Source organism: Propionispora sp. 2/2-37 (assembly GCF_001298735.1).
GTDB lineage: Bacteria > Bacillota > Negativicutes > Propionisporales > Propionisporaceae > Propionispora.
On sequence record NZ_CYSP01000017.1, the window covers coordinates 46,610 to 73,122 of the forward strand.

General features: G+C 45.4%; 33 protein-coding genes. 11 read left to right on the plus strand and 22 right to left on the minus strand.

The genetic code is table 11. From position 1 onward, the window contains the following. Nucleotides 1–6: 6 nt before the first annotated feature. From P22_RS16515 to P22_RS16550, 8 genes are all read right to left on the minus strand, one after another. Complete coding sequence (locus P22_RS16515) at nt 7–1,740, minus strand: ShlB/FhaC/HecB family hemolysin secretion/activation protein (RefSeq protein ID WP_054261335.1); 1,734 nt, start codon at nt 1,738–1,740, stop codon at nt 7–9. A gap of 97 nt (nt 1,741–1,837) precedes the next feature. Continuing rightward, complete coding sequence (locus tag P22_RS16520; protein ID WP_054261336.1) at nt 1,838–2,188, minus strand: hypothetical protein; 351 nt, start codon at nt 2,186–2,188, stop codon at nt 1,838–1,840. Nucleotides 2,189–2,395: 207 nt separating this feature from the next. Further along, nucleotides 2,396–2,602 carry a lipase chaperone gene (locus P22_RS16525; RefSeq protein WP_054261337.1) on the minus strand — a complete coding sequence of 69 codons (207 nt, stop codon included), beginning with the start codon at nt 2,600–2,602 and terminating at the stop codon, nt 2,396–2,398. Between the two features lie 31 nt (nt 2,603–2,633). Then, nucleotides 2,634–3,092 (minus strand): OmpH/Skp family outer membrane protein, encoded by a 459-nt coding sequence (locus P22_RS16530; protein WP_054261338.1) that lies wholly within the window; start codon nt 3,090–3,092, stop codon nt 2,634–2,636. Nucleotides 3,093–3,138: 46 nt separating this feature from the next. Beyond that, nucleotides 3,139–3,555 (minus strand): ExbD/TolR family protein, encoded by a 417-nt coding sequence (locus P22_RS16535; RefSeq protein ID WP_082378539.1) that lies wholly within the window; start codon nt 3,553–3,555, stop codon nt 3,139–3,141. 12 nt (nt 3,556–3,567) lie between these two features. Further along, a complete protein-coding gene (locus P22_RS16540; protein ID WP_054261340.1) occupies nt 3,568–4,155 on the minus strand; it encodes a MotA/TolQ/ExbB proton channel family protein in 588 nt (195 codons plus the stop codon). Between the two features lie 51 nt (nt 4,156–4,206). Continuing rightward, the gene (locus P22_RS16545; protein ID WP_054261341.1) at nt 4,207–4,926 is read right to left on the minus strand and encodes a TonB family protein; all 720 of its coding nucleotides are present in this window, start codon (nt 4,924–4,926) and stop codon (nt 4,207–4,209) included. A 107-nt stretch (nt 4,927–5,033) separates the two neighbouring features. Continuing rightward, nucleotides 5,034–5,573, minus strand: coding sequence for a PadR family transcriptional regulator (locus tag P22_RS16550; protein WP_054261342.1), 540 nt, complete (start codon nt 5,571–5,573; stop codon nt 5,034–5,036). 789 nt (nt 5,574–6,362) lie between these two features. Here P22_RS16550 and P22_RS16555 point away from each other — a divergent pair. Further along, entirely contained in the window at nt 6,363–6,908 is a 546-nt protein-coding gene (locus P22_RS16555) for a PadR family transcriptional regulator (protein WP_054261343.1), read from the plus strand. A 41-nt stretch (nt 6,909–6,949) separates the two neighbouring features. Here the strand turns inward: P22_RS16555 and P22_RS16560 are convergent, their stop codons facing one another. Together P22_RS16560 and P22_RS16565 are read right to left on the minus strand one after the other, a co-directional pair. Continuing rightward, nucleotides 6,950–7,480 (minus strand): GNAT family N-acetyltransferase, encoded by a 531-nt coding sequence (locus P22_RS16560; RefSeq protein ID WP_054261344.1) that lies wholly within the window; start codon nt 7,478–7,480, stop codon nt 6,950–6,952. A gap of 31 nt (nt 7,481–7,511) precedes the next feature. After that, nucleotides 7,512–8,141 carry a TetR/AcrR family transcriptional regulator gene (locus P22_RS16565; RefSeq protein ID WP_054261345.1) on the minus strand — a complete coding sequence of 210 codons (630 nt, stop codon included), beginning with the start codon at nt 8,139–8,141 and terminating at the stop codon, nt 7,512–7,514. A gap of 279 nt (nt 8,142–8,420) precedes the next feature. Between P22_RS16565 and P22_RS16570 the strand changes: the two genes are divergently transcribed. Next, nucleotides 8,421–9,002 (plus strand): flavodoxin family protein, encoded by a 582-nt coding sequence (locus P22_RS16570; RefSeq protein ID WP_235814692.1) that lies wholly within the window; start codon nt 8,421–8,423, stop codon nt 9,000–9,002. 138 nt (nt 9,003–9,140) lie between these two features. On the opposite strand, the gene P22_RS16575 is transcribed toward P22_RS16570, so the two are convergent. The 6 genes from P22_RS16575 to P22_RS16595 all read right to left on the minus strand — a co-directional run bounded on the left by P22_RS16575 (nt 9,141) and on the right by P22_RS16595 (nt 13,250). Beyond that, a complete protein-coding gene (locus tag P22_RS16575; RefSeq protein ID WP_054261346.1) occupies nt 9,141–9,491 on the minus strand; it encodes a CGGC domain-containing protein in 351 nt (116 codons plus the stop codon). A 497-nt stretch (nt 9,492–9,988) separates the two neighbouring features. After that, the gene (locus P22_RS16585; RefSeq protein WP_054261348.1) at nt 9,989–10,651 is read right to left on the minus strand and encodes a Crp/Fnr family transcriptional regulator; all 663 of its coding nucleotides are present in this window, start codon (nt 10,649–10,651) and stop codon (nt 9,989–9,991) included. Between the two features lie 170 nt (nt 10,652–10,821). Next, nucleotides 10,822–10,995 carry a hypothetical protein gene (locus P22_RS20725; protein ID WP_156319019.1) on the minus strand — a complete coding sequence of 58 codons (174 nt, stop codon included), beginning with the start codon at nt 10,993–10,995 and terminating at the stop codon, nt 10,822–10,824. 18 nt (nt 10,996–11,013) lie between these two features. Further along, nucleotides 11,014–11,169 (minus strand): hypothetical protein, encoded by a 156-nt coding sequence (locus tag P22_RS20730; protein WP_156319020.1) that lies wholly within the window; start codon nt 11,167–11,169, stop codon nt 11,014–11,016. After that, nucleotides 11,166–11,477: an antibiotic biosynthesis monooxygenase gene (locus P22_RS16590; RefSeq protein ID WP_054261349.1), complete on the minus strand. Its 312-nt coding sequence runs from the start codon at nt 11,475–11,477 to the stop codon at nt 11,166–11,168. Before P22_RS16590 ends, P22_RS20730 begins: the two co-directional genes overlap by 4 nt. Nucleotides 11,478–11,843: 366 nt before the next feature. Next, nucleotides 11,844–13,250 (minus strand): aminotransferase-like domain-containing protein, encoded by a 1,407-nt coding sequence (locus P22_RS16595; protein ID WP_054261350.1) that lies wholly within the window; start codon nt 13,248–13,250, stop codon nt 11,844–11,846. A gap of 104 nt (nt 13,251–13,354) precedes the next feature. Between P22_RS16595 and azlC the strand changes: the two genes are divergently transcribed. The 4 genes from azlC to P22_RS16615 all read left to right on the plus strand — a co-directional run bounded on the left by azlC (nt 13,355) and on the right by P22_RS16615 (nt 15,465). Then, nucleotides 13,355–14,071 carry an azaleucine resistance protein AzlC gene (azlC, locus tag P22_RS16600; protein WP_054261351.1) on the plus strand — a complete coding sequence of 239 codons (717 nt, stop codon included), beginning with the start codon at nt 13,355–13,357 and terminating at the stop codon, nt 14,069–14,071. Continuing rightward, the gene (locus P22_RS16605; RefSeq protein ID WP_054261352.1) at nt 14,068–14,394 is read left to right on the plus strand and encodes a branched-chain amino acid transporter permease; all 327 of its coding nucleotides are present in this window, start codon (nt 14,068–14,070) and stop codon (nt 14,392–14,394) included. Before azlC ends, P22_RS16605 begins: the two co-directional genes overlap by 4 nt. A gap of 279 nt (nt 14,395–14,673) precedes the next feature. Beyond that, nucleotides 14,674–15,054: a winged helix-turn-helix transcriptional regulator gene (locus tag P22_RS16610; protein WP_054261353.1), complete on the plus strand. Its 381-nt coding sequence runs from the start codon at nt 14,674–14,676 to the stop codon at nt 15,052–15,054. Between the two features lie 120 nt (nt 15,055–15,174). Then, nucleotides 15,175–15,465: a hypothetical protein gene (locus tag P22_RS16615; protein ID WP_054261354.1), complete on the plus strand. Its 291-nt coding sequence runs from the start codon at nt 15,175–15,177 to the stop codon at nt 15,463–15,465. A gap of 146 nt (nt 15,466–15,611) precedes the next feature. Here P22_RS16615 and P22_RS16620 read toward each other — a convergent pair whose 3' ends face one another. From P22_RS16620 to P22_RS16645, 6 genes are all read right to left on the minus strand, one after another. Then, complete coding sequence (locus P22_RS16620) at nt 15,612–16,718, minus strand: ABC transporter ATP-binding protein (protein ID WP_054261355.1); 1,107 nt, start codon at nt 16,716–16,718, stop codon at nt 15,612–15,614. 74 nt (nt 16,719–16,792) lie between these two features. Beyond that, on the minus strand, nt 16,793–18,082 hold the full coding sequence (locus P22_RS16625; RefSeq protein ID WP_054261356.1) for an ABC transporter substrate-binding protein: 1,290 nt from the start codon (nt 18,080–18,082) through the stop codon (nt 16,793–16,795). Nucleotides 18,083–18,104: 22 nt separating this feature from the next. Further along, nucleotides 18,105–18,932: a carbohydrate ABC transporter permease gene (locus tag P22_RS16630; RefSeq protein WP_054261357.1), complete on the minus strand. Its 828-nt coding sequence runs from the start codon at nt 18,930–18,932 to the stop codon at nt 18,105–18,107. 11 nt (nt 18,933–18,943) lie between these two features. Continuing rightward, complete coding sequence (locus P22_RS16635; protein ID WP_216598101.1) at nt 18,944–19,888, minus strand: carbohydrate ABC transporter permease; 945 nt, start codon at nt 19,886–19,888, stop codon at nt 18,944–18,946. A gap of 4 nt (nt 19,889–19,892) precedes the next feature. Next, nucleotides 19,893–21,197: an alkaline phosphatase family protein gene (locus P22_RS16640; protein ID WP_054261358.1), complete on the minus strand. Its 1,305-nt coding sequence runs from the start codon at nt 21,195–21,197 to the stop codon at nt 19,893–19,895. 106 nt (nt 21,198–21,303) lie between these two features. Then, entirely contained in the window at nt 21,304–21,864 is a 561-nt protein-coding gene (locus tag P22_RS16645; RefSeq protein ID WP_054261359.1) for a glycerol-3-phosphate responsive antiterminator, read from the minus strand. Nucleotides 21,865–22,418: 554 nt separating this feature from the next. Between P22_RS16645 and P22_RS16650 the strand changes: the two genes are divergently transcribed. The 5 genes from P22_RS16650 to pdxT all read left to right on the plus strand — a co-directional run bounded on the left by P22_RS16650 (nt 22,419) and on the right by pdxT (nt 26,365). After that, nucleotides 22,419–23,918, plus strand: a complete 1,500-nt coding sequence (locus tag P22_RS16650; RefSeq protein WP_054261360.1) for a phytoene desaturase family protein — start codon at nt 22,419–22,421, stop codon at nt 23,916–23,918. A 306-nt stretch (nt 23,919–24,224) separates the two neighbouring features. After that, nucleotides 24,225–24,383, plus strand: a complete 159-nt coding sequence (locus P22_RS21580; RefSeq protein ID WP_216598102.1) for an LptA/OstA family protein — start codon at nt 24,225–24,227, stop codon at nt 24,381–24,383. A gap of 69 nt (nt 24,384–24,452) precedes the next feature. Further along, on the plus strand, nt 24,453–24,596 hold the full coding sequence (locus P22_RS20740) for a hypothetical protein (protein WP_156319021.1): 144 nt from the start codon (nt 24,453–24,455) through the stop codon (nt 24,594–24,596). A 253-nt stretch (nt 24,597–24,849) separates the two neighbouring features. Beyond that, nucleotides 24,850–25,731, plus strand: a complete 882-nt coding sequence (pdxS, locus tag P22_RS16660; protein ID WP_156319022.1) for a pyridoxal 5'-phosphate synthase lyase subunit PdxS — start codon at nt 24,850–24,852, stop codon at nt 25,729–25,731. A gap of 64 nt (nt 25,732–25,795) precedes the next feature. Further along, nucleotides 25,796–26,365 (plus strand): pyridoxal 5'-phosphate synthase glutaminase subunit PdxT, encoded by a 570-nt coding sequence (pdxT, locus tag P22_RS16665; protein WP_054261363.1) that lies wholly within the window; start codon nt 25,796–25,798, stop codon nt 26,363–26,365. Nucleotides 26,366–26,513 lie beyond the last annotated feature (148 nt).

The window sequence follows — 26,513 nt, forward strand, 5'->3', positions numbered from 1 at the left end:
CCTCCTCTAAAAATACTGAGTGCCCATAAGCCACCAGCGGCCGTTCTTATCCGGCGCCGCCGTGTCCTCTTTGGCCCCGATCTTTCTGGCGTAATCGAGTCGTACAGTATAGTCTTTATGAATATTGGCAATCAGGCCCAGTCCGGCGCTGCTGAGCGAAAGACTGTTCTCGCCCGATCCCGGCCAAGGGTTTTTATGCACCGTAACCTGTCCGTGATCAATAAACGCTGCCAGCTGCAGCGACGGAATCGACCGCGTCGGCAGATTCCAGCGCAGTTCGCCAGTCAGGATGTAGCCTTGATCCCCCGCTGCTTCTCCTTCCGCATAGGCTCTGACGCCGCTCGCCCCACCCAGATACAGCTTCTGCGACGAATCCAGGTTCTTGCTGGCGGCTTGTCCGTTCACGCTGAATAAAAAGCTCAGCCGGTCGCTCAAAAGCTGCTGGCGGCTAAAGCCCAAATTGATTTTTGTATACCGACCGGCGGTTTTGGATGTATTCCGGTCGATGGTTTCCGCCGGCTCGCCGAAAATACTCCGGCCGCCTTTAAAGGACAAATTGCCGGTGGCAATACTCAGATCATACGTATTAAAGCCTGCGGCATCCCGGCTGGCGCCATGTAAGCCCACGGAGAAGACGTTGTCCCGTTTGTCGCTCATTTTGATGCCGAAGCCGTTGTCAGCCAGTTGACGCATATCATAGCCGATCTGGGCGAACAGATTGGTGTCGCGCGAGCGGATAATCGGGTAGCTCGCAAAGATACCGGCCACCTTGGAATCGCCATCGAATTCCAGGGCTTCAAATTCTTTGCCCAGCTTGTAGTGCATGGTCGAGTAGCTAAACCCTACCCGGGCGCCGTCTTTGCCAACCGGCAGGAGATACTGAACAGCGGCATTGTTCAGCCCGCCGCCCGAATAGGTATCGTCAAAGCTGAGCACATCTCCCTGGCCGCTGATATTGTTGAAGTCCACCGACACCCGGCCGCGGCCCTGGCCGGTATAGTAGTTGCCGTGGTTGTTTAGGGAAAAGGTGCCGCCCATTTCGTGGCTGTCGGTGATCTCAACGATGAGGGTGGTGGTGCCGCTGGCCTGGCCTGGCGCCAGGGTGGCCTTGATGCTGACACCGCTGGTGTCGCTCATCAGGAGCAGTGCTCTTTCCAGGACATCTTTTTTAACATAGTCGCCGGTTTTAATATTGCTGAGCCAATTCTTCACGATCTCGGTCGACAACCGCGACTGGTTGCGAATATCGATGCTCTCGTACTTACCCGGCACCACGATGATTTCCAGCGTGCCTTCCGCTACATCCTGCGCCGGTAGATAGGCGTTTGCTACCAGATACCCCGCCTTGCGGAAGTGCTCGGCAATTTTCTGGGCGACTGCCTGCAATTCGGCCAAGGTCAGGTCCTTATCGACCGAATCCTTGACCAGTTCTTGCAGCTCTTCCTGCTTATAAATATCCTGGCCGGTAATGCGGAAGGCTTCGACATGGATGCGCGGGCCCTCTTCCTGGGGCCCGGCCGGCGGCTCTTCCCGCTTGACTTCAATCTCGACGTTATTTTTTTCCGGTCCTCTGACGGGCGGCTGTTCTACACTGTGCTGGATTCCCCCCACGTCCGCTCCCGGCGGCCGGGTCACATCCGTCGGCGGCGCCGCCAGGACCGGCGAAGCCGAGCAGACCGTGGCCAGTGCCAGCACCAGGCCGAGGCATTTCTTGCCGTAAGGCAACTTTTTCCGTGCCATATTCTCATCCTCTCTCCTGAATAAACCGTATAAGAATTGTTATCTGACATTTAAAGCCTGTTTTATTTTATAATTCCGGTACTAACTCGGTATTTTGTTAAGCATCTTTATCCTTCTGCTCATCCATGCTCTGGTCTCCCGCTTCTTGGTTCAACGCCTGTATGAATGGCTGCTCTTCACCGGGCTCAGTTTTTTTTAAAACAGCCTCGTCGTTATCCTGGCTTTTATGCAACACACCGGCCGCCACCAATTGCTTTACGATATTGTCCTGCACCGCCAGGGACTGAACAAAGCCCTCCAGCGGCATGATAATGCGCCGGCTGATATCGGCCACCGGCTGGTCGTTGTCGCTTTTCAGATGTGGCTGCAGCGTCAGCAGGTCGATACGGACCAGATGGCCGGTGACGTGAATGGCGCTGACGCCGTCAGCGAAAATTTCCTGGTTCATGATATTCCTCCTTTATGTTTTCAATCCGGCGGTCTGCTTCTGCCGAAACATGGCATAACCCGCCTAACAGCAAGCCAAATGTTGTACCGATTGCTAGAAGAACGTAGTCCTTAAGAATCTCAAAAAGCCCAGGGTCTCCTCCCTTATTTTTCAGATAAATAAACTTCTCTGGCCGTAATGGGAGCTGGGTCTCCCGTGCAGAAACGGTTATTGCTGCTTCATCTTTTGACAACGAACCGTAAAGCAGATCTGTTTCTCAAGTTTCTCGACTAATTCTTGCTGGCTGGCGGGCGAAACACGGTCCCACTGCACCGTGCCGATTGCTTCTTCGATGATTTGCCGGATTTGATACGGTTGATACCCTAACTGCTTAAGTTGCTGAATGCGTGTTTCCAGCTTTTTCTGAAGGGCCATATAATGATCACCCTCTTTCCCATCCGGCAGCTTATCGCAACTTTTTCAGCACGTCTTCGGTAATATCCACGCCACCGTACACAACAACACTTTTTGCTACAACGACCGTCAGTCCTTTGGCGTTCGCCACTTCCTTGACGGCAGCGTCAATCTTGTCAGCGATGGCTTTTAACAGCTCCTGCTGTTTTTGCCCTACCCGCTGCTGGAGCTGTGCTCTCAGGTCCTGCCTTTCCTTGTCGTCCAGGCCGGCCGCTTTGGCGTCAAATTCCTTTTGGGCCGCTTCCGCCTCGGCTTTGATGGTTTCATTGGCTTTTGGCGTATCCGGATGCTGATTGACCAGTAGACCGAGATCGACGACGCCGACGGCTGCCTTATCCGGTGCGGCGGCGTGCGCCTTGCTCGGCACAGCCGTCCCCATCCCGGTAACGGTAAACAAAACCAAAATAGCCAATGCGATATTGGCTATTCTTTTCTTAATAAACTGGATCATGCCATTTCCTCTTTTCCGCCCTTGGCGGGCATTTATGGATTGCTTCTCACCCGCCGGAGGACGGACTTACGGCCACCGCCACGCTGATGACGCCGCTTTTGCGCGTGGCGTCAAGCACTTCCACCACCCGGCCGTGCTCTACGCCTTTATCGGCGTTGATGACCACCGACGGCTTTTTGCCGCTGCCTTTTACCTGGCTCAGTCGCGCCGGTATTTCCGCCGCCGACCCAATCGCTTCTTTTTCATAGAACAGCTTGCCGTCCTGGGTCAGGGTCAGCGTGATCACCTGTTTGATTTCATCCTGACCGCTGGCCGCATGCGGCAGGTTGACCGGCAGGCCGTGCTGCTGGATCATAGAAAGGCTGGCCAGCATGAAAAATACCAGGAGAAAAAACATGGTGTCAATCATCGGGATAATCTCGATCCGGGCTTTCTTCATCGGTTGACGTGTTATTTTCATCATCGTCCCCCCTTGCTACTCTTTCACCAGGATCATTTCCAGCTCTGTGGCGCACTGTTCCATGATTTCGCTTTCCCGTTCCACCCGGGACATAAAATAGTTATACGGGATCAGGGTCGTTACCGCTACGCCAATGCCAGTTGCGGTAGCAATCAATGCTTCCGCCACACCGCCGGTTACGGCGTGCGGCGAGCCCCCGCCGCTAACCGTGGCCATGATCTGGAAAGAATCGACCATCCCGATAATGGTGCCTAATAGGCCTAAAAGCGGGGAAAGGGTGATAATGGTGTCCAGGGTCGGCAATCCCCGCTTGAGGGTGGCATACTGAGTGATGCCCGCCGCTTCCATCGCTTTGGCCGGAGCGGCCGGATTGGCGATGCCGGCCGCCAACACTTTCAGCACCGGCAAATGAGAACGGTTCGCCACTTCCTGTCCGTCCCGGAGTTTTCCTTTACTAACGAGGTCCATTACTTGTTCTACCGCTTTGGTCGCACCTAAGCGCCGGAAATACAAGAAGCGTTCAATAATAATTGTCAGGGAGATAAGCGAGCATAAGGCCAATGGCAGCATCACCCAGCCGCCTTTTACCAGTGTTTCAATCATTGATAATCCTTCCTTTCGTTTCAGTTAATAAAATAAAGAGTAAAAGAAGTTCTATACAGCGTCTTTCAGGTCAAAATTGACCCGGATATTGCGGACGCTGCTGACAGGTATGCCGTTTTCATCGCGCTCCGGTGAATACTGCCTGGCCGCCGCGGCCGCTACCGCCGCCTCTTTCACGTCGTCGCGCTCGCTTTCCAGTACGGACAGCACGGTAACCGATCCATCGGTGTTGATGCGGATCTTAACCACTACGCTTCCTTCCCAGCCATCTTTTTTGGCCGCTGGTGGATAGGCCGGCTTCGGGGCATACACCACCGTGGCACTGGCAGCAGCGCTGCCGCCTCCGGCATTGCCTCCTCTCACCGCCGGGATCCCCGTCACGCGAGGAATCCCGGTCATTCTCGGTGTCCCGGTTCCTTTCCCGGACCGTAAGGCTACGGAACCGGGCTGTCCTGCTTCGCCGGGCAAAGCCTCTGCCTGCGGTGCCGGCTCGGTTTCACCAACCATCGGCGCATTGGCCGGCTGGTTTTGCAGTTGGTCCTGCGTCGCTTCCGGCTGGGACGGCAGTTCCGTCTTGGCCTCGGGCTCAGCAGGCGGTATCTGGGTTTGCTGTTCGGGAGGAACAGGCAGAATTTCCACTTCGGCCAGATCTTTGGCCCGCTCGACCGGCGCGGCCGGCGGTATGGCGAGGAAGGCGGCAATCAGCAGGGCGTGCAGGATTATGGATAGCATGGATGATTTGCCATAGGTGCTGTTTACCAGCAATGTCAATGTTGTTCACCCCCTTCCTCGGAATTGATTATTCTTCCGGTGCTTCGAGAAGAGTAAAGCACCGGTTGGAAACCTCCTGCCGACAGATTACGGTCCTCCTTTTGCTGCTAGAGTTCTTGGAGCAAAGTGTCGACGAAGGCGATTTCACTTTGTATATGTAAAAGCGGGTGTCTGAACATCGCCTGCAAATTGAGCGGCAGTGCTTGCCCGCCTTGTTCTTTGAACGTGGTATTGACGCGTTTAGCTGTCTCCGCCAAAAAAATTTTTCTTTGTTCCAGCGCCGCCACGACTTCTTCGGTGGCCACCAACGGGATGGCCGCAAACGCCAAATCGAAGCGGTAATCGCGTTCCCGGGAAGAGGACAGCGCTGCCAGAATTTCCTCCTGCAATAATTTTTTGCCGGCCGCGGTGATCGAGAATTTCCTGGGCAAAGGACCTTTGCTGCCATACTTGGCGGTATCGAGATAGGAGCTGATCAGTCGTTTTTTGCCAAGCTTTGTCAGACCCGTATAGATGGAAGTAGTACCGATATCGGCCCACTCCCGGTAGCCGCGCTCCTTAATCCACTGGTCGATGTCATAACCGGAAACCTCCTGCCGCTCATAAATGATCTGCAAAATGATAAATTCAGTATTTGTGAGCCTCATCGTATTTCTTCACCGCCCATTACAGTAATATTTCGCTTTATAGAATATTACTTTTATGTAATATTAAAATAAAAACTACGGCCACTTCACACAGCGAGTTGCCAAAAATAAATTAGGCAAATATCGCAGCCGAACTTACACAATTACTCTTGTGTTACATTCGGAAAAGAGCAGAAGCCGGCTACTGGTCTTCCAGCAGGAAATAACCTAGTTCCATTTCGTTCGGTTATCGACAGGTCGTTATAAATCAAAATATTTCACAAAATCCAATATTACTTATATGTAATATTGCAATAGAAATATATCCCTTTTATGACAAACTTTTCCTTAGTGCTTAGTGTAAAACATTATCTGCCAACAATCAAGACCCTAAAAGAAAGCTTAACTCACAATTTACATGCTTTTAATAATTCGATCATCACTACTAGGAGAATGATTCAATGCCGGTACGTCTTCCATCTTCCTATTTCTTGCCCGTTGGGTGCGTTTATGCTCTCTTTCTGCATTTTTGAACGAATTGCAAAATGTACTATATGCAGTAAAAAACTGAAAACGGGGGGACACAGGAAAACAGGGGGACAGGGACAGTGTTTTTGATGGATTAATCCAAACACTTGGAGACGATTGAGTTGATGGGTGAATTCGGAGATTAACATTAAGTTTTAGGCAAGTAAGTATGGTTGCAGTGACGTCGGAAATGTTGCCGGCAGCGCTTTTTTCTTCTTGCATATAATATAACTTCAGTGTAATATTATATAGTAAATCAATCAAAGATTGGAAAGGTTGTCTATGGAACTTACCAACGCTGAATTCGTGCTATTGCAAATTGTTTGCGACCGGACTACGGTGTCCGGTTATGAAATCAATCAGTTGATCAAGGATTGCGGCTACAGGGATTGGGCCGAACTGGGAACCACTTCCATTTATGTTGGCTTGAATAAATTAGGTAAAAAGAAGTTGGTAAATTCCTATATTGATACGGATAAACAAGGTCGAGGCCCTGTACCGAGAAAGTTTGAGATTACTGCCGAGGGCAGAGCCGTGTTACAGCAAGAAACTATCGAGGCCCTGTCGTCGACCAGAGAGAGGGATTTCCGCTTCGACTTGGCACTTGCAGCCATTCCTTTTGTGGATAAAGATGCAGTGGTGGCTGCTCTGCAACAAAGAATAAGCCTGTTGACGGAAGTGGCGAACGATTACTGGCATAAGCTGGAAGCTCTTAAGAAAAGACGGGTGCCAGTTAATTTACAGGCGTTGTATCAGCATCCGCTGGTATTAATCAAAAATGAAATTGAATTCATGGATAACTTAATCGAGAATTTATCCGACGATTAATCTTCAGATGGGTTTAAAGCCCCACCTGAAGCTAGTTTACTTTATGAAAAAGGAACCCGGAAGTCGCCTGACAAAGATCCTACACCTAAGTGTTTTTTCATATAGCACACAGGAAAAGGAAGATGCGAAAAATATTTCGTTTCAAACTCAGTAAAACCTAATTCACAGTACCAAGACTTTAAAGTCTCATTCGTGCCAAGAACACTGATTAAAAGTTCTCTCCCGTTCTGATTAATAACATAATCCGATGCATACTTAACAATCTGTCGTCCATAGCCTTTATGCCGTTGTTCCGGTAATACTGCCAATCGCTCCATATAAAATTCATTGGCATTATTTTTTTCAATTGCAACGAATCCAATCTGTACAGACGCACAAAATACCCCAAACATTGCAATTCCTTTTGTTTGCATCTTCCTCAAATGTTTTAATTCAATAAATACAGGATTAGTAGGAGCATTCTCTCGAGTAAGACCAAATTGTTCCGCTACGGTAGAAAAGGATTTACGTATAATATTTACACTGTCTATCAAATTCGCTTCGGTCACAACTGGTTCAAAACTTAAATTCATACAAACACCACACCTACTTATATCGAGAATCTCAAAATTCTGACTGCCGTTTTGCTAAAAACCTTAAAGATACTTTTTTTCCTATGACTGCCTCTAGTCCCGGCAATAAAAAACGCAGAATTTCATCGGCAAAGACAGCGGCTGATGGTTTTCGCCCCTTAGCATTCCAAAGATACGCCGCACTATAGATTGCCTGGCTCACCATGACCGCCGCCCATTGTATGCTTTCCTCCTCTTCCGGTTTGCCTGCCCGTTTAACCAGCCAGTTGGACACCATTTGCTCCAACTGGCTTTTTACTTTCATTTCGATAAGGGGGAAAACGGCTTGCGCTGTACGCTTGCAGCTTGTGCTTAATTTTTCATGATACCTGCACACGGCAATAATTAAACTTCGCAGTGCCTCCGGTGTCAGTTCTTCCTGCGACTGAAGTTGTTGGTATACAGCCGTCATAAATGTATCCTCAACAATCAATTCCATTAACGCATACTTATCAGCAAAATGAGCATAGAACGTTCCCCTGTTGATTGCAGCCCGTTCCGTAATATCGCGGATGGTAATATCATTAAATTTTTTCTCCTTACTCAGTGAATGGAACGCATCCCGGATTAACCGACGCGTCCGGATAACCCTCGGATCATTCTCTTTGCAACGCGCTGTCATGGCTTTCACCTTTTCCTATACGATATTTAACGTTAACCAATATTTACTCATTACTGTTGGTTAACCGACATTCCCGTCATTTTATCGATTGCCAGGTACTCTTTCAGTCATTATTATAATAAATAGTTGCAACGTATACAACGCGATGTGGCAGTATGCATGTATACACATAATTTGAAATCGGGAGTGATCCCGTGACATTGTTATTTGATTAAAATCTAGCGTTAGTATAGAAAGCCACAGCAAAATAATATTACTAAAAAAACAAAAGAAAGTGTGATGGAATTGAAAGTGATTGCTTTTAACGGAAGTCCAAGAATTAATGGAAATACAAAACAAAGCCTGGAAATTGTTTTAGCAGAATTAAAAAATGAAGGCATTGAGACGGAAATTATCCAATTGGGAGGGCGTAAAGTTTTCGGGTGTCTTGCTTGTGGAAAGTGCTTGGAAACAAAGAATAACCGCTGTATACGCCAGGACGATGAAATGAATATTTTTATCCAGAAAATGATCGAGGCGGATGGAATTATCATTGGTTCTCCCACTTATTGTAGTAACGTGTCTACAGAAGTAAAGGCACTCATCGATCGCTGTGGATTTGTATCAAAGGCTAATGGCGGCATGCTCAAAGGTAAAGTCGGAGCTGCAGTGGTTTCTGTTCGTCGAGCTGGAGCAACTTTTACTTACTCTGCAATTAATTTTTTCTTCGGCACTTCCGAGATGGTTATACCGTCTTCTAGCTACTGGAACATGACGTTATCCCTTAATCCGGGCGATGTCCAAAAGGATGAAGAAGGTATACAAACATTTCAAACTTTGGGTAAAAATATGGCGAGCCTGTTAAAGCAGTTAAAAGGTTAATGTAGAGTAAATGACACCATTTATATTTTCCTATTTTTTGTTTTCCGGCTGAAGCTACAAAGCTCCTGCCAAATTCATACAAAATTTAGCAGGAGTTTCCTTATTTGGCAGGACATATAGGAACGTTCCTCGTTCTTATTATTTTTCTACCTTATCAAAAATAATAGTTTGTCCTGTATCTCCATGTTCTTCACCATGCGTATAGCCAACAACTGAGAAATATTCCGCCAATTTTCTAGCTATCAATTCATAATTGGGGTCTTTTTTCCTTATACAAGATGATAAGTGTACAACCTCTACTCCTTTTTTCAATAGTGTTGCAATTTTCTTTTCCATATCACCACCATTATGGGTAAAAGCAACTAATTCTAAATCGTTTTGCCCTGCATAGCGGGCAAAAGAATCAATTCTTTGAAAAAATGCGTTTAAACACCCACCTCCCGAACATCGCATCATAGTTTCCTCACGCACGATAATTGCTATCTTCATACTGTACACCTCTTAATCTATTGTTATATACAAAAAAATCCGCCCCAACTTCATGTCTAGGCAAACACTCATCAAACGGCTAATTATAATAACCAAAATAACTATCACTGACAGCCTAATTTTCCAAGGAGGCAGATATCGCCCTCTCCTGTTCCTCGATGTCATCATCCGTAAAAATTATGGTAATCTGCTCCCCTACCGCTTCACAGCATGTGCCCTTCTCCGAATAAGGGCATAATCCTATTTCAATATGGATACTATCTACTTCTAATATGGTATAAAAAGACGGCCATTTATGTTGCATGGGCAACATTTTTTGTCAGTAAACTTCATTATTATTTAGTTAGTACGAAGGAATACAGATACGGCTTTCAAATAACAGGGAGGGAACCATAACGAACCGATATTTTTCTCAAAGAAACTCTGCATCTTAAACCTGTAAAAGAGTTAAGCCTTCTGTATGTTCATGCGACGCACAGAAGACTCAATTTATGCTCTTATTTTAGCAAGCGAAATGTATTTTTTTCAAAATCAAGTAAACCGTCCTCTTTCATCTTACATAATTCACGGGTAAGCGCGCTTCTATCAGCACATAAATAATCTGCCAATTCAAGCCGTCCGATAGGAAGCTCAAAATATTTGCAATTGCTTAATTGTGCCTGCAAAGACAAATAAGTCATAATTTTTTCGCGCAATGTTTTTTTTGATATCACTTCTAATTTTTCCATCAACTGTATATTCTTATTTGCAATCAGCCTGACCATGTTCTCAATCAGGAACTGATGAAATATGCAAGCCTTTGAGCAAGAGTGCATAACCTGATCAAACGGCAAAAATAAAATCCTTGCGTTCGCTGCAGCGAAAAAAGTTACGGTCGAAGCATTTCTATTTCCACAGACAAAAGTTTCGCCGAATAATTCCGTCTTTTTTATAAAAACAAGTATAGTCTTATTCCCCCACAAATCTTCTTTGATCATATGCACCGTACCATCTAAAACGATACCGACACATTTCATGGGCTCACTGGAAAACGATATGAACTCGCCTTTATTGTATGTTTTTACATAACTGCCAATACAGCCGAGCATAACTTCAAAGTCCTCTTCTTGTATACCCGCGAAAAGCGGCAAACCGCAGATTGCGCTAATATACTCTCTCATGCTACCACCTCAAGGTAATTATAACGAAACAACACACATGTTGCAACCGCAACATGTGCATCATTACCCAACGCGGCTTACTTGAAGCAGGGACAAAATCCTCAGGGACGGTTCCTTCGCTTCTTCAACGTATTACATTGCAAGGTGTCAAGGGGACGGGGTTCCGACACTCAAAAGCCTTTCCATAATCTATCCTCTTCGTTTTGGAAATCATCCACATAATATACACTCGTACTACCGCATTTAGGACAACATTCTAAATATCCACCGTCGCCTATAGGTTTCAGTATTGCTCCCTCTGTATTAAACACTTTTCCACATTTGGTACATTTCACAACTGCCATTTTTATTTCTCCTTCCGGCTATATATAAGCATGTTTTGGTTTTAAACAATCAAATAAAACGTTAAACCCCAAAATAGTCTCCGCTAATTCTTTATCAGCCTCGGACATTCCCTTTTTAAAAACGTCAGATGCACGTTCTGAAGACTTTTCTTCCTGAATTGCATTCTTTTTCATTTCCATAAATCTTTTTCAATAGGTGCAATAATCGAATGTGCAACTCCCTCTCGTGGCTGTGCCATCCAATTGGCAACCGTATCGCGCCACTTTAGATAATGGGCTGTTTTTTTATGCGCTGCTGCAGCTTCTTCTGTTAAATAGGCTTCATACAAGAAAAATCTTGTTTCATCCGTATTACATTGAAGTACATCAAAACGAAGATTTCTTTCTTCTTTAATAGAGTTTTTGTGGTTTTCCAGTGTAGCTTCAATAAACTTAGCGATGAATTCTTTCTTTACATACACAGTAACACAGGTAACAATCATATAGATCCCTCTCTTATTTGCATTTATTTGATTTAAACAAGGAGACAGGCGGCTGTTTCTCAAAACAAGGTCGTCTATCTCCGGGGACAGTTTCATTGTCCCAAATCGTCCGGTCGATTACACTTTTTGATATTCCACCATGTTCCATAGACGGCATTATTAACACTATATATTTTCCTATTTTTTATTTTCCGGCTAAAACTATAAAACTCCTGCCAACCCCATACAGAATTTGGCAGGAGTTTCCTTCTGTGAAATGTTTCAAAGACTACGGTTTTCTTTCAGACTGCACGGGACGGGGTTGTCGACAACTTCACGCAGGTTGCCCTCCTTTACGGTAAATACGTTGTCAATAACTCAGTCCCCTTAGACATGGTAAAAATTAGTTAGGTACTGTTTTAAGATTTCTAATCCGCTTCTCAGCTCATTTAATGAATTTGTAGACGATAGTGCAATACGCAGATACTGGTCGGCTGGAGCGTGCCCGCTAAGAAAACGATTGGAATGAAACACCCGAATGCCAGCCTGCTCCAATTCAGTCACCATCTTCTCTTCAGTACAATGTCCTTGAATTGGCAGCCAACGGTAAAAACTGAGAGGATGACCGGCAGGACCCTTTTGCGGAAAGTATTCTTCATATAGAACATTAGCCGACTGCGCTAACTGCTTCTTGTAGGAAATAATCTCAAAAGCCTTGCCTGACAGGATGAGTTCGGTGATAATCTCCGCATCCAGCGAAGAGGTCTTAACATTGATATTGAAAATGGCTTGCAAAATCTTTTGGCGCAAGGATTCGCCAAATACCATATAGGCAACTCGCAACCCTGAACAGATGGATTTGGAAGTACCGCTGATGTAGACGGTTTGCTCCGGAAGCAGTTCATACATAGGTTGCTTGTAATCGGGGTCAATTCCCGCAGTCAAAAACGCATGAATATCATCCTCCAGCAATATTAGACGATGCTTGCGGATGACAGCCGCCAACTCGCGTTTGCGTAAATCGGAAATCATCATCGTGGTCGGATTGCTGCAAGAAGGCATGAGAAAAATACCATGAATATCCGTTTGACAACAGTGATTTTCCAGTTCTTCCGGCAACATGCCAAATTGATCTCCGGGTATGGGCACTAACTTAATGTGAAGCATCTTAGCAAGTTCAATAAAGTTAGCATAGGTGTATATATCGGTCGCAATGCGGTTGCCCGGCTCGAATAAGGCAACCAGTGCAATGGCCAAGGCATTCTGCGAACCGGAAACAATCGCCATGTGATCTGCATCAGCTCGGATACCAAACGAGGCCATCCAGTTTAATCCCGCTTTTTTTTGATGGGGAATGCCGGTCGGATCGTTATAATTTAACAGCTTGTCCAAATAACTTTTATCAGTGACCTTTTTAACGCTCTCTGCCACTATTTCATTGCTTTGCTCAAAGGACGCAACAAAAGCAAGATCAATGCATTCACTGGGGATTTTGTCCCTAGAAATGGTGATAGAACGGGCCGCGTTAGGAGAGACAAATGTGCCGCTGCCGGTAACAGCATAAATTAACCCTTTAGCCATACATAAGCGATAAGCCCGGGTGATGGTTGTAAAGTTTATATCGAGAAAATCGGCCAGTTCCCGTTGCGGGGGCAGCTTCGTACCAGGCGCTAGCAGGCCGTTCGTAATTTCCTGTTCTAATAAGGAAGCGATTGACAAATAGAACGGACGCTTCAAAGCCTTCCTGTCCGGCTTCCATGACATTGGGAAATTATCAAATGAATTGACCGGCATACCGCACCTCCAGAATTGTAATACATACAATTATATCATTGATTGTATGTATTTGTAATGGTAAAATCGTATAAAATCATTATGTCGTTAGGAGACAAGAACATATGCAAAATAAAAATCAAATTGTGATTGCATTTCGTGCGGCTTTTCCGTACACAGTGCCAATCTTGGCAGGCTTTTTATTTTTGGGTATAGCCTATGGGATTTTTATGAATTCTTTAGGCTTCAACGCTATGTATCCTATATTGATGAGTCTGCTAATCTTTGCGGGCTCCATGGAATTTGTTGCGGCAAATCTATTGCTCGGAGCATTCGATCCGCTAAACGCATTATTTCTCACGTTGATGGTGAATGCACGCCATTTATTTTATGGCATTTCCATGCTGGATAAGTACAAGGGCACCGGGAAGAAAAAGTTCTATCTGATTTTCGGACTTTGCGATGAATCTTTTTCGATCAATTGCACGGCTAATATTCCGGAAGGTGTGGACAAGGGCTGGTTTATGTTCTTTGTCACTTTACTCAATCATTGCTATTGGGTTTTGGGAGCTACGATTGGCGGCGTCTTTGGCTCTCTTGTTCAGTTCAACACCGAAGGGCTTGAGTTCGTTATGACAGCCCTCTTCGTAGTCATATTTATCGAGCAGTGGATGAAAGAAAAAGAGCACTACAGTGCTCTTGTGGGGCTTGGACTTTCGCTTGCCTGCCTTGTTGTTTTCAGTGGCGAAAATTTTATCATACCTGCTATGGCTGCGATCTTAGGAACACTCACCGCCCTTAGAAAGCCACTGGAGAAAGAAGGTGCTATTGCCTCGCTATGACGTTAACACAACAGCTTATCACAATTGCTATGGTAGTCTTAGGAACAATGCTTACAAGATTTCTTGCCTTTGCCGCTTTCCCCCCCGGCCGGCCTACACCCAAATATATACAATTTCTTGGCGCGGTACTGCCTTCGGCAGTGCTGGGGCTTCTGGTAATTTTTTGTTTTAAGAATGTGAAATTCCATTCCGGCAATCATGGTATCCCCGAAGTCATGGCCACAGCTGTAGTGACACTGCTGCACATTTGGAAAAAAAACATGCTTCTTTCCATCGCCGGAGGCACAATGGTCTATATGCTTTTGATGCAAGCAGTCTTTTAACGAATGTTGCAGTCACGGCAGCATAAACGCTGTATATCGGCAGATAAGGAGTTGTAAAATGAAAGTTTGTATTCTCATGGATTTTCCACGTTTATTACATTTTCTATTAGCGTTTGTTACTGCCCATTTGTTACAGCAACGGTTCTTGCCCTGAATTCAGGGCAAGAACCGTCACTATTACAACTAGGGGTACGAGGACAGGAATTTCCATTACTTCATTGACGCAGTTACTTCTAATTGCTATAGTTACTATAAAATACAAAGTTAGGTGGCTTTAGTATGAAATATGAACCCAAAATAGAGAAAGAGATTATGTGTCCTCTCGAATACGGGCTTGACATCTTTGGTGGCAAGTGGAAATCAAGAATCATCTGTGTTCTGTCTGCCAATAGTGTTATGCGTTACAATGAAATTAGAAAAGAGCTTGGCGATATAACTGATGCCGTGCTCGCTGCTATGTTAAAGGGGCTTATTGCAGATGAATTGATTAGCCGAAAGCAGTATAATGAAATACCGCCAAAGGTGGAATATTCTTTGACGGAAAAGGGGAAGTCCGTATTGCCCATTCTTCAGAACATCTGCCTTTGGTCACGGCAACAGACAAAAGATCAATTAGAGAAAAAACTCCCGCCCTGTAAGACGTGTGACCAGCTGTTATAGTGCCGTTACTATGAAAATTATTAGTTACTTATAAAATTACTAATATATTTGCTCTTCCAAGTTGCTTTGTTATACTTTGATTGTGGTTAAACCATAAACATAGTATATGGAGGGAATAATATGAGTGTAAAAGCATACTTGGAAATTACGATGGTCATTAGCAATGCCAATCGTCCGGCGGCAGCAAAGGTCTATACAGACTATCGGCAGCCTTTCTTAAGCCAAATCAAAGGAGCGCAGACTAAAGAACTTCTTGTCCGCGACGAAGATATACAGGTTCTTCATGGTTTTGACAGCGTTGAGAATGCAAAGGCCTATCTTGACAGTGAAATGTTCAAGAAGGATGTTTTTGTCGGGTTAAAGCCTCTCTGGAGCGCCGCCCCCGATGTAAAAATCTATACCGTCGCTTAAGCGGTAACCACCACAACAATAAACCGTTGTTGTGACAGCTGAATATCGGTGCTTTACAAGTTCATAATAAAAGGCTCAGATATCAATCCAATATCTGAGCCTTTAACAAGGTCTGCGGCACCTTAATCACCAATTGAGTGTCCGTTTCATTTCAATAAATTTTCCTCGGTTGATTGGCTAAAAAGGTGAAAAAATTCCGGAGATATAGCAATGTATACTTTTTCACCACGTCCGAGTTTAATATCTTGGTCGACCCGCGCAATAACAGGCTTCTTGTCGACGCCACTTATATATAGATACATTTCCGAGCCAAGATTCTCTATTAAATCAATTTCGCCGGCAGCAATAGTATCCTCTTGGGGCTGTGTATAAATCTGAATATTTTCCGGCCGAACCCCGAGAATCACCTTACGATTGATACAATCCTTTATTTTAATGATCTTTGCCTGATAATCAGGAATATGTACCTTGATAATCTCGTGTTGGAATAAAAGAGTACCATTCTGTTCATTTAACTCCCCATCAAAAAAGTTCATTGCCGGCGACCCGATGAAACTAGCGACAAACAAATTAGCCGGAGCCCGATATAGTTCTAATGGTGAAGCAACTTGTTGGATGATGCCGTTCCTCATTACCACAATCCGGTCACCCATGGTCATGGCTTCTATCTGGTCGTGAGTGACGTAAATAGTCGTTGTTCCCAACTGCTTTTGCAGTTTACTGATTTCCATACGCATCTGGACACGCAGCTTTGCATCCAAATTAGACAAGGGCTCGTCCATCAAAAAGACCTGTGGTTCTCTGACAATAGCCCGGCCTAGGGCAACTCTCTGGCGTTGCCCTCCGGAAAGTGTTTTAGGCTTTCGTTTCAATAAATGGACGATATCCAATATCTCTGCCACTTCGTTGACCCGTTTGGTAATTTCCTGTTTAGGAATTTTGCGCAAGGTAAGACCGAAAGCCATATTATCATATACGTTCATCTGAGGATAGAGAGCGTAGTTCTGAAATACCATGGCCATGTCTCGCTCCTTGGCTGGAATGTCATTTACCATACGATCACCGATATACAATTCTCCCTCTGAAATTTCTTCCAATCCTGCCGTCATCCGCAGCATGGTAGATTTGCCACAGCCCGAGGGACCAACCAGCACCAGAAATTCATGGTCCTTCACTTCCAGGTTAAATCTTGTGACCGCTAGCGTATTGTTGTCATAGCGTTTACAAATTTCCCTATATTTTAGGCATGCCATTATAATTACCTCTCTTATTTATATAAACTATAGCCAACTTCTCTTCCTGGTCTTTCACTAAAACGGAAAATTGCTTAGTTTAACAATTTATTTGCCTCGGTGGCTGCATCACGCAAGGCTTGTTCCGCCGTCTTTTGTTGAGTCAGGGTTGCTTGAATTGCATCCTGGGCGATTTTATAAATGCGGGTCCCGCTTTTTCCGGGGAAATTATACCATTTAACCATGTCATCGACCTGAAGATAGGTCGTGTTGGCCGGAGGATTCTCCTCGCGCAGATACTTGCCCAGCATTTGTTCGTCATCAACTACACTTTTGCGGGAAGACATGTAACCCATCCCTTTAGCCATCATTCCGTAGCCCTCTTTGGATGTAAGAAATTTCACGAATTCCCAGGCCGCCTGTTCCTTTTCCGGCGTTGTCTTCAAAATAAACAAGCTATTACCGCCGGCAGGAACTCTCCGTTGGTGGACCCCATCGACAGGAAATGCCGTCGTGGCTACGGTAAATTTGCTATCTTTCTGCAGTTGAGGCAAATACATGATTGTACTGATAAACATACCCAGTTTGCCACTAGTAAAACTTTGCATAGCCTGCTTACTGTCGATGACCGGCATAGACTGGTCGGCAACCAGGTCACTCCAATACTGCAGGGCGCTTACACCCGGTGCTTGATCAAACATAACCTTCTTCCCGTCATCAGCTATCATTTGTCCGCCCATAGTTTCCACCATGGCTTGGAATATCCAGTTACCGGTTATAGCGTAGTCAAAATATACACCCTTTTGATCTCCCCGGGTCAATTTGGCAGCAGCCGTTCTAAGCTCAGCAAAAGTTTTCGGTGGATTTTCCGCATCCAGACCAGCTTCCTGAAACATTTGCTTATTGTAGTAAACTACCGGTGTACTTACGGCAAAAGGAAGGCTATAAAGCTTCCCGTCTTTTCCCCTGCTTAACCCCAGCATTGTCGGATAAAAATCAGTTAGATCCACGTTATCCCGGTCAATAAGCGCTTGCAGAGGAACAATGGGCATATTTTCCTGCACATAGGATGTATAACTAAATCCTACCTCTGTCAAGGCCGGAAGTTGTCTGGTTGCGGCTTTGGCCTGCAACTTTTCGATTATACCTTCATAATTACCATCAATAAATACCGGCGTAACACGAACCTTATCTTGTTTTTTGTTAAACTCTTCCGCCAGTCTCTTAATGACTTCCCCGTGAACCCCGCCGTGAATATGCCAGAATTCTATTGCCACAGGGTTATTTTTTACGGCTCCTTGGGATGTTGAACCAGAATGGGAACAACCAGTAAGAATGAAAGCCACAATTAACATGATCGTTACCAACCCTACTATGCGTTTCATGTCTCTTCCTCCTTATTTTAAATTAACCTTTAAGACCGCTGTTCGTAAATCCTTCAACGAATTTCTTTTGGGAAACTAAATAAAGAATCAATACGGGAATCGTGGACAGCGTCGCAACCGCCATAGTCGGAACCCATTCCGTAAAACCTTCATTCTGGAAACGCACCAAAGCAATCGGCAGCGTTAGTTTTTGTTCGTCAGTTAGTACAAGCAACGGCCAATAATATTCATTCCAATGATTTACAAACAAAATGATGCTTAGCGCCGTTATTGCGGGAATCGCGGCAGGCAGGTATACATGCCGGAGAATACCAAGCTCCCCGCAGCCATCAACGGCAGCTGCATCGGCAAGTTCCCGGGGAACTCCCAAAAAAGACTGCCGCAGCAGGAATATTGCATAACCACTGGCAAGGTACGGAATGATCACTCCGGCCAATGTGTTGATCATACCGAATAAGTTAACCGTGATAAATGTAGGAATCATCAGCGCCTGGACCGGTATGATCATGGTAGCCAGGACAAAATAGAATAATAGGTCCCGCCCCGGAAAAGTAAAACGGGTGAAAGCATAGGCGGCAAAAAAAGCGATGAGCACTTGTCCGCAAGTCGAAACTGCCGCTATGAACATACTATTGTACATCCAGGTAAAAAATGGAGTTTGTTCAAACACTTGCCGGTAGCCATCCCAGACAACTGTTGTAGGAAAAAACCACATTCCCCCTTGAAAAACCTCATTCGCCGGTTTAAAAGAAACACTGACCATCCATAGAAACGGCAGCAGCATCGCTATGATAATGGAAATCAAAACAACGTGATTCAATACCCTCCAAACGGCATATTTGCTTTTCATTTTGGGCCCTCCTACTGATAATGGACTTTGGATTCACTTAACCGTATTTGCCAAACGGTAACCACCAGCACCAATAGGAACATTACCATAGATAGTGCGCTGGCTTTGCCAATATCAAAAAACTGAAACGCTTCCTGCCATACTTCATACACTAAAACATTGGTAGCATTATTAGGTGCGCCGCGGGTCATGATATGGACTGTTGTAAATAGTTGAAAAGAGTGAATTATACTTACGATCAACACGAAGAAATGCACCGGTGACAGCAATGGCAGTGTTATAGCCGTAAACTGTTTCCATTTCCCCGCACCGTCCATTTCTGCCGCCTCATATAGCCGCTTATCAATGCTCTTTAACCCGGCAATATAAAGCACCATATTATAACCGAGGGCTTTCCAGACTCCGATGATCATTAAGCTTGGCAAAGCCCACCAAGGATCGTTTAACCAGTTGGGCCCTGCAATTCCCAGATAAGCTAATAGGCCATTGAGCAGACCATTAGTAGGGTTCATGAGCAGCATCCACACGAAGCTGGTTACCGCCAGCGAGGCAACCACCGGAATGAATAACAAAAAGCGGTAAATCTCACGATAACGCCCTGCCCCTTCCACTAAAACTGCCAATCCCAGTCCCAGCAGCATGGAAATTGGAACCGTAACCGCTACGTAGAAGGCAGTGTTGGCTAATGAAATCCAAAATACCTTATCAGCAAACAGCTTCTGGTAATTTTGCCAGCCAACCGGTTGAATATCAGGGCTAATTAAATCCCATTGCATAAAACTTAAGTAGAAAGTAAAAAGAAACGGAAAGATAAAAAATACCCCGTAAACAACCAACGCCGGCAGCAAAAGCCCAACAGGCCAGAACAGCTTTTTGGCTTTTGCCATATCGAGAATTTTTGCCGGCCGCAATACCGCTCTTTCTTTATTGCAAACAACAACCGCATCCTCCTTCATACCCTCACTCCTCCAGTTTAATCATTGACCTCAGAATTTTGCCGTCGGTATCCGTAAGTTGAATGCCCAAAATATCCGCGATAGTAGGTGCAATATCAGCAATATGGCCCTCGGATAGAATATGGCCCGGTTGAATGTTAGGTCCGTGAGCTATAAGTACCCCTTTCAACTGCTCGTTTCCCGGCAGATATCCATGCGTTGCCTTTTTGGCACATTGTCGGCTCACGGCCTGATCTTCTCCACCGGCATCCTGTATGAGATAGCCGGGACCAGCCTCCACAATTAGATCCGCCTGATGAGGATGATCTTTAACATTCGGTAATCCCAGTCCGGAAAAATGCCGATTTTCAAAAACTGCCGCCACACCCTCTGTAGCCAGCAAAAGTTTCTTTATTGCCGCCAGCAATTCATCCTTATATTCCTCATCGAAAACATAAATATAACCTGAGCCGTCATTGGAAACTGCCAGAACCCGGCTCTGTTCGGGAGAAACCGAGTCATACCAGCCTTGCTGCTGAAACAGTACATTGGGGTGAATTGCGCTATGAGTATCCATGAAACCATGATCAGAGACTACAAAGAGATTGGTACTGTCATACCTCCCTTCTTCTTTCAGTTTTTCGATAATCTGCCCCAGCCGTTCATCTAAATATTCCAGCGCCCAGAATACTTCGGGACTGCGTGTCCCATAATCATGCTGAAAGCTGTCGGCCAGTAAAAAATGCGCAAGGATCAAACCGGGTTTCTGTTTGCCTATTAAGTGTTTTACCACTTCGGTTGTCAGCCAGTCCTGCATCATACCGCGGGGGTGATCTTTACTCCATAGGCCGTATGAACTTACGGGAAGTCCTAGCGTCTTTATCTCCTTCCAAAATAACGGTGTTGCGTAGCTATCAAACAACTCCTGTTCATAAAACTCAGGAATATTAAAGTCGATATGTCCGGCACCACGAGTTACCGGCCAGCAGATCGCGGCGGTTTTAATTCCCTGTTCGTGGGCCAAATCGTAGAGGGTCGGAACCCTTACAACTTGCTCCTTTGTCCAGAACCGATCCCCATAGTGTTCCTTTAACTGCCGGGATGATCGATCGGCGATTCCATTGCCAAGCACGCCATGTTTTTGGGGAAACACACCGGTAACTATCGTGGTATGAGCAGGCCAAGTAACGGAAGGATAGGTGCTCATCATTCTTTCCACATACGCTCCCTTGGTTATCAGTTTCCGCAAATTCGGCATTTTACACCGTGGGTCAGGCAAATAATAGGCAGCCATCCCATCAATGCAAATCAACATAACACTTGGTTTCATTCTTTCTCCTCCTATAACCTAAATCAAAAATGAAGGCTGACTGTTTGATTAGGTATGAATTCATGTACTCATTTCACTGCCTTTATGATTTTATCTATTAATGTCTTTATCGTACTATCGTCCAGAGCTTAGGCTCACCAATGGCAACCCCCCGGGCACCGGCAGCTAATGCTTGCTCTATTTCTTCCTGAGATTTTATCAAACCCGCTGCGATAATTGGACACTCGATTACTTGTCCAAGTTGCCTGATTACCCGGGACATAAGACCGGGCATTAATTCCACCATGTCGGGCTTGGTATCGAAAATATTTTTTATGGCCGTTTCATAAGCCTGAGTATCAATCAGAAAAACATGGTGAACTGTGAGCAGTCCTTCTTTCTTTGCTGCATAAATCAGTTGATTTTTCGTGGAAACGATTCCGTCAGGCTTAACCTTTCGGGCAAGATATCTAACACCGTCCTTATCACTGGCAATCCCCCTAATCAGGTCTATATGTAAAAAAATTATTTTTTGATACTCCCGAACCTTAGCAACGCACTCCTCAACAGTCAAGATATCGCCGGCCATCATGAAAATGATATCTACCGGAGATTTTACCGCTTCTTCTATTCTGTTCACATCTCGAACAGCGGCGATAATCGGATTTTTCCCATCAAGCCTTTTCATACTTTTGTCAGACCTCCGATGTAAAATAGAAATTAAAAACCCACGTACAGTCTGATTTCGATATACAACTAAGGTATATCAAAATCAGATGTACCTGGGTGTGCTCATCATCTCAACCCATGGTTCTCTGGAACCATATTTTATTATGACTGAAATATCGTCGTGCATATTAACTGCTTTTATATTACCAAAAATAAACTAAACAAGTGTTGTGTCTAGGTTAAAATAATGTTAAGTACCAGTAAATCTCCAGAGGACGGTTCTCCTGCTTCTAAGATGCATGGTGCCAGGCTGTATAAATAGCGATATGGCCTAAAGCAGAAAGAAACGTTTTACTTAGACAGTTAAAAGAAAAAGAAGGTCTATCTACTCGTCGAATCGAAGAATAACGGGAATATCACGCGGGGTAATAGCAAGAGTTGGCAAAGAAGGTTACGCCAGAATATTATTAATAACGCTCATCAAACTAGTATTGAAGCATTATAGTCGCATAAGAAAACTAGCAGGGACAATAAGCCTGTCCCATTTGCCAGAAGTTTATAGGGGGTTGGGAAATGAAGAACATACTAATAATCGGTGCGGGAATCGGCGGACTTACTGCCGGTAACCTTCTTGCAATGAAGGGACATAAAGTAACCATATTTGAAACCCACAGCATGCCTGGCGGCTATACCGCCGGATTTTACCGGAAAGGCTATTATTTTGAGAGCGGCACTCTTTCCTTTGAAGCTTCAGCATCGATATTCAAAGCAATGAAGGACATTGGCGTATTTGAACAGATAGACTTTGTAAAACATAGAATGCGATTTGTCTCGGAATATTTCGATGGAACTCCTGAGAATTACAGTGATTATAAAAAAATGATTTACACTGGGTTCCCATCCGACAAAGAAAAGCTAGATATGTTTTTTTCGGAATTGGACAAAATGGTCTACCTGATGGGGGAAATGGATGAACCCATGCCCTTTCTCTACAGCGGGCTTAACATGTTAAAAGCAATGATTCCCTATATCCTGAGCGCCCCAAAGTTGATGAAATTATCAAAGCAGTATGGCAACATGACGTCATCGGAGTTTGTTGCAAGGTATTTCGAAAAAGACTCAAAGCTATTCAAGCTGTTCAGCAGGATCGGCTATCCGGATATGCCAGCCATGATTTTAGGGTCTGCTTTAATGACGATGTTCACCGACCTCTGGACGGTGAAAAGCGGTATGCAATCATGGGCCGATATTCTTGCTGAAAACTTCAGGAAACTGGGCGGTAATTTACTGCTGAACTTCTATGTCGACAAGATAATCACTAAAAACGGAGCCGCAGTTGGTGTCTCATACAAAAATACCGTGTATAACGCAGATTATGTTATTTCCGCCAGTGATTATAAGAACACCTTCCTGAAGCTTTTAGACAACAAGAACCTTATTTCGCAGGCGGCTCAGAATGATATCGCCAAGGCTGTTGTTTCGGAGAGCTTCTTCACAGTGTATCTGGGGTTGAATATGACCAATGAAGAACTTGGCAAATATTTGAAGGTTCCTAGTGTCTTTGCTTTTAACAATCAACCCGGGTATGATATTTACAATGCCGAAGACGGAGAGTTTTTTAACAAGACATCGGTTTCCCTTTGGTCGCTGTCAATGGAAAATCCCAACCATGCTCCTGAAGGGAAATCCTCATTGATGCTTCAGACCATGGTGCCTTACCATTGGATGAACAACTGGGGCGGCGGCAACAAGGAGGCATATGGACAATTGAAGGAAAAAGCAATGGAGGCACTAATAGACAGCGCAGCCAGGCTGATTCCGGGCTTGAAGGAATATATCGAATATAAAGACGCCGCAACTCCGCTGACTTATGAAAGGTTTACCCATAATACCGATGGGGCGAGTTCTGCCTGGAGCTGGAACCCCAAGAAAAGGTTCTATAAAAATGCCATGAGCGTGAATATAGAAACACCGGTGAAAAACCTTTACATTGGCTCCTGCTGGGCGATGCAGATCGGTGGTGTGCCCGGTGCCCTTGCCGCAGCTTACCAATGTACCAAAAAGATAAAGTGAACCGAATGCAGACTCTATAACTGAAGGCAAGTTCTACCTAAAGGTAAAACTTGCCTTTTTGCTGTTTCTACAATTCATTTTGAAAGAGGCTTTGACAATGAAAGTTAGTGATAGCTCATATTATTCTTTCGTTTAGAGGGTATTTCACGAAAGGGACCTTCCTTCATTTAAGGATAACACAAGATTATGGCACAAGGCTATTTGGAATGGTAGGAGTTTTTGGGGAGAACTTGACACATTCATGCCATATTGACTTGCTATAATAGTTGGGTCATAAGACAGGATGAGATTTCCCTCAGCGGCGGCGTGACGTTATCCCAGCCCCAGATCATCATCAACGCCGATACGGCCGACTTCAACTTGAGAACCAAACTGGCCGTCTTTACCGGCAACGTACAGGCCACCCACAGCAATGACACCTGGTCCGCCGCTTCGGTAAATATCAAAACCGGTACGCTGGAATAGCCCACCGGGCTGCCTGCGTACCAAAACCATAAGCCAGTATTCAGCGAAAACAAAGGAGGTGTCACTGCTATGGAATGGTTGGATGGCCTAACAGTCTTTGTGTGGTTGGCACTGAACGCAGTTTTTATTGTTGGTACGTTCCTCATAGCCGGTGCAATTTGGACCTTTTGGGAATTATATAAGGCCTTGATTGGCGTTAAGCTTGGCGATTAAAAGGCACACTGCTCCCCCTCAGTGCCGTTTAGAGATTGTAAGGACCGCGACAGCGTTCTTACTGGCTGGAGCGCATAACGGTAGTAGGAGGACAGCGGAATTATCCTAGTACCGCCGTACCACTTCTATGAGCGATTATCTGTACCTATCCAAAATATACATTCTGTATATTTCAATAGAATCAGATTTGTTTTATAATACAACTCATATGTTGCCATATGAATTGGTGATGGCGAATTAGGAGGAATGATTGATGCAACAGGGTACTTTTCAGGTTAAGTCGGGCCTGGCAGAGATGCTGAAAGGCGGCGTTATTATGGATGTTATCACGCCCGAACAGGCTAAAATCGCTGAAGCAGCCGGGGCTTGTGCCGTTATGGCTTTGGAACGGGTGCCGGCCGATATCCGGGCTGCCGGAGGTGTCGCCCGGATGGCCGATCCGACAATAATTCAGCGCATTATGGATGCTGTAACTATTCCGGTTATGGCGAAAGCCAGAATTGGTCATTTTGTTGAAGCACAGATATTGGAATCATTGGGAGCGGATTATATTGATGAAAGCGAAGTCCTGACGCCGGCGGATGATAAATTCCACATTGATAAACATAAGTTCAGCATTCCTTTTGTCTGCGGCGCGAAAAATCTTGGCGAGGCCTTGCGCCGTATCGCCGAAGGCGCAGCCATGATCCGGACGAAAGGTGAGCCGGGTACCGGCAATGTGGTCGAAGCAGTGAAACATATCCGGATGGTTAATAGTGAAATTCGAATGCTGCAAAATTTACCTGATGATGAGGTTCCGACGTTTGCCAAAAATATTGCTGCTCCGCTGGAGTTAATGAAAATGACGAAATCTATGGGCCGGCTGCCTGTGGTAAACTTTGCTGCCGGCGGTATTGCGACTCCGGCTGATGCAGCGCTTATGATGCAGCTTGGCTGTGACGGAATTTTTGTTGGTTCCGGAATATTCAAATCCGGTGACCCCGATAAATGGGCTAGTGCTGTTGTCGCTGCTACGACCTATTATAATGATCCGCAAGTTCTGGCTGAAGTGTCAAAAGATCTGGGTGAAGCGATGGTCGGTATTGAGATTTCCACAATACCGGAAGCACAGCGGATGCAGGAACGCGGCTGGTAAGTTGATATTAGCAATATAAAGCCGGAGCACGTGCCGCGCTTTTGCAGAAGGGAGGATAAGGCTGATGAAAATTGGTGTATTGGCCCTGCAAGGGGCATTTCGTGAACATAAATGGATGCTGGAGCGCTGTGGCGCTCAGGCAGCTTTAATCAGAAAACCGGAAGATTTGGATGATCTCAACGGCCTGGTGCTTCCCGGCGGGGAAAGCACAACCATCGGCAAAATGCTGGTCGACTGGGGTCTTATGGCTGGAATCAAAGAAAAGCATGCAGCCGGTATGGCGATTTATGGTACCTGCGCCGGCATGATTCTATTATGCCAGGATATTATCGGCAGCAAGCAGCCCCGGCTTGGTTTATTTGATGCTTCAGTGCGGCGAAATGCATTTGGCCGACAGCGCGAGAGTTTTGAAGCCGATCTCAAGGTGCCGGAATTCGGCCCTGAACCGGTGCATGCTATTTTTATCCGGGCACCGTTTATCGAGCGTGTCGGGCCGTCGGTACAAGTACTGGCAGAGATAAACGGCAAAATTGTCATTGCCCGCCAGGGGAAGATACTGGTTACGGCATTTCACCCGGAATTAACCGGGGATAACAGGATTCACCGTTATTTTTTAACAATGATAAGGGAATAGATAAGGGGCTGTCGCATTAAATCAGTCCCATAAAAACAAAAGACGGCAACCGGTAACTAGCCGGAAGCCGTTTTTTGTTGTGTAGACATGGGGACGGTAATACTGCATCCACGCTAATGCGTGCGTTCCATCCTGCCAGGAGAACAGC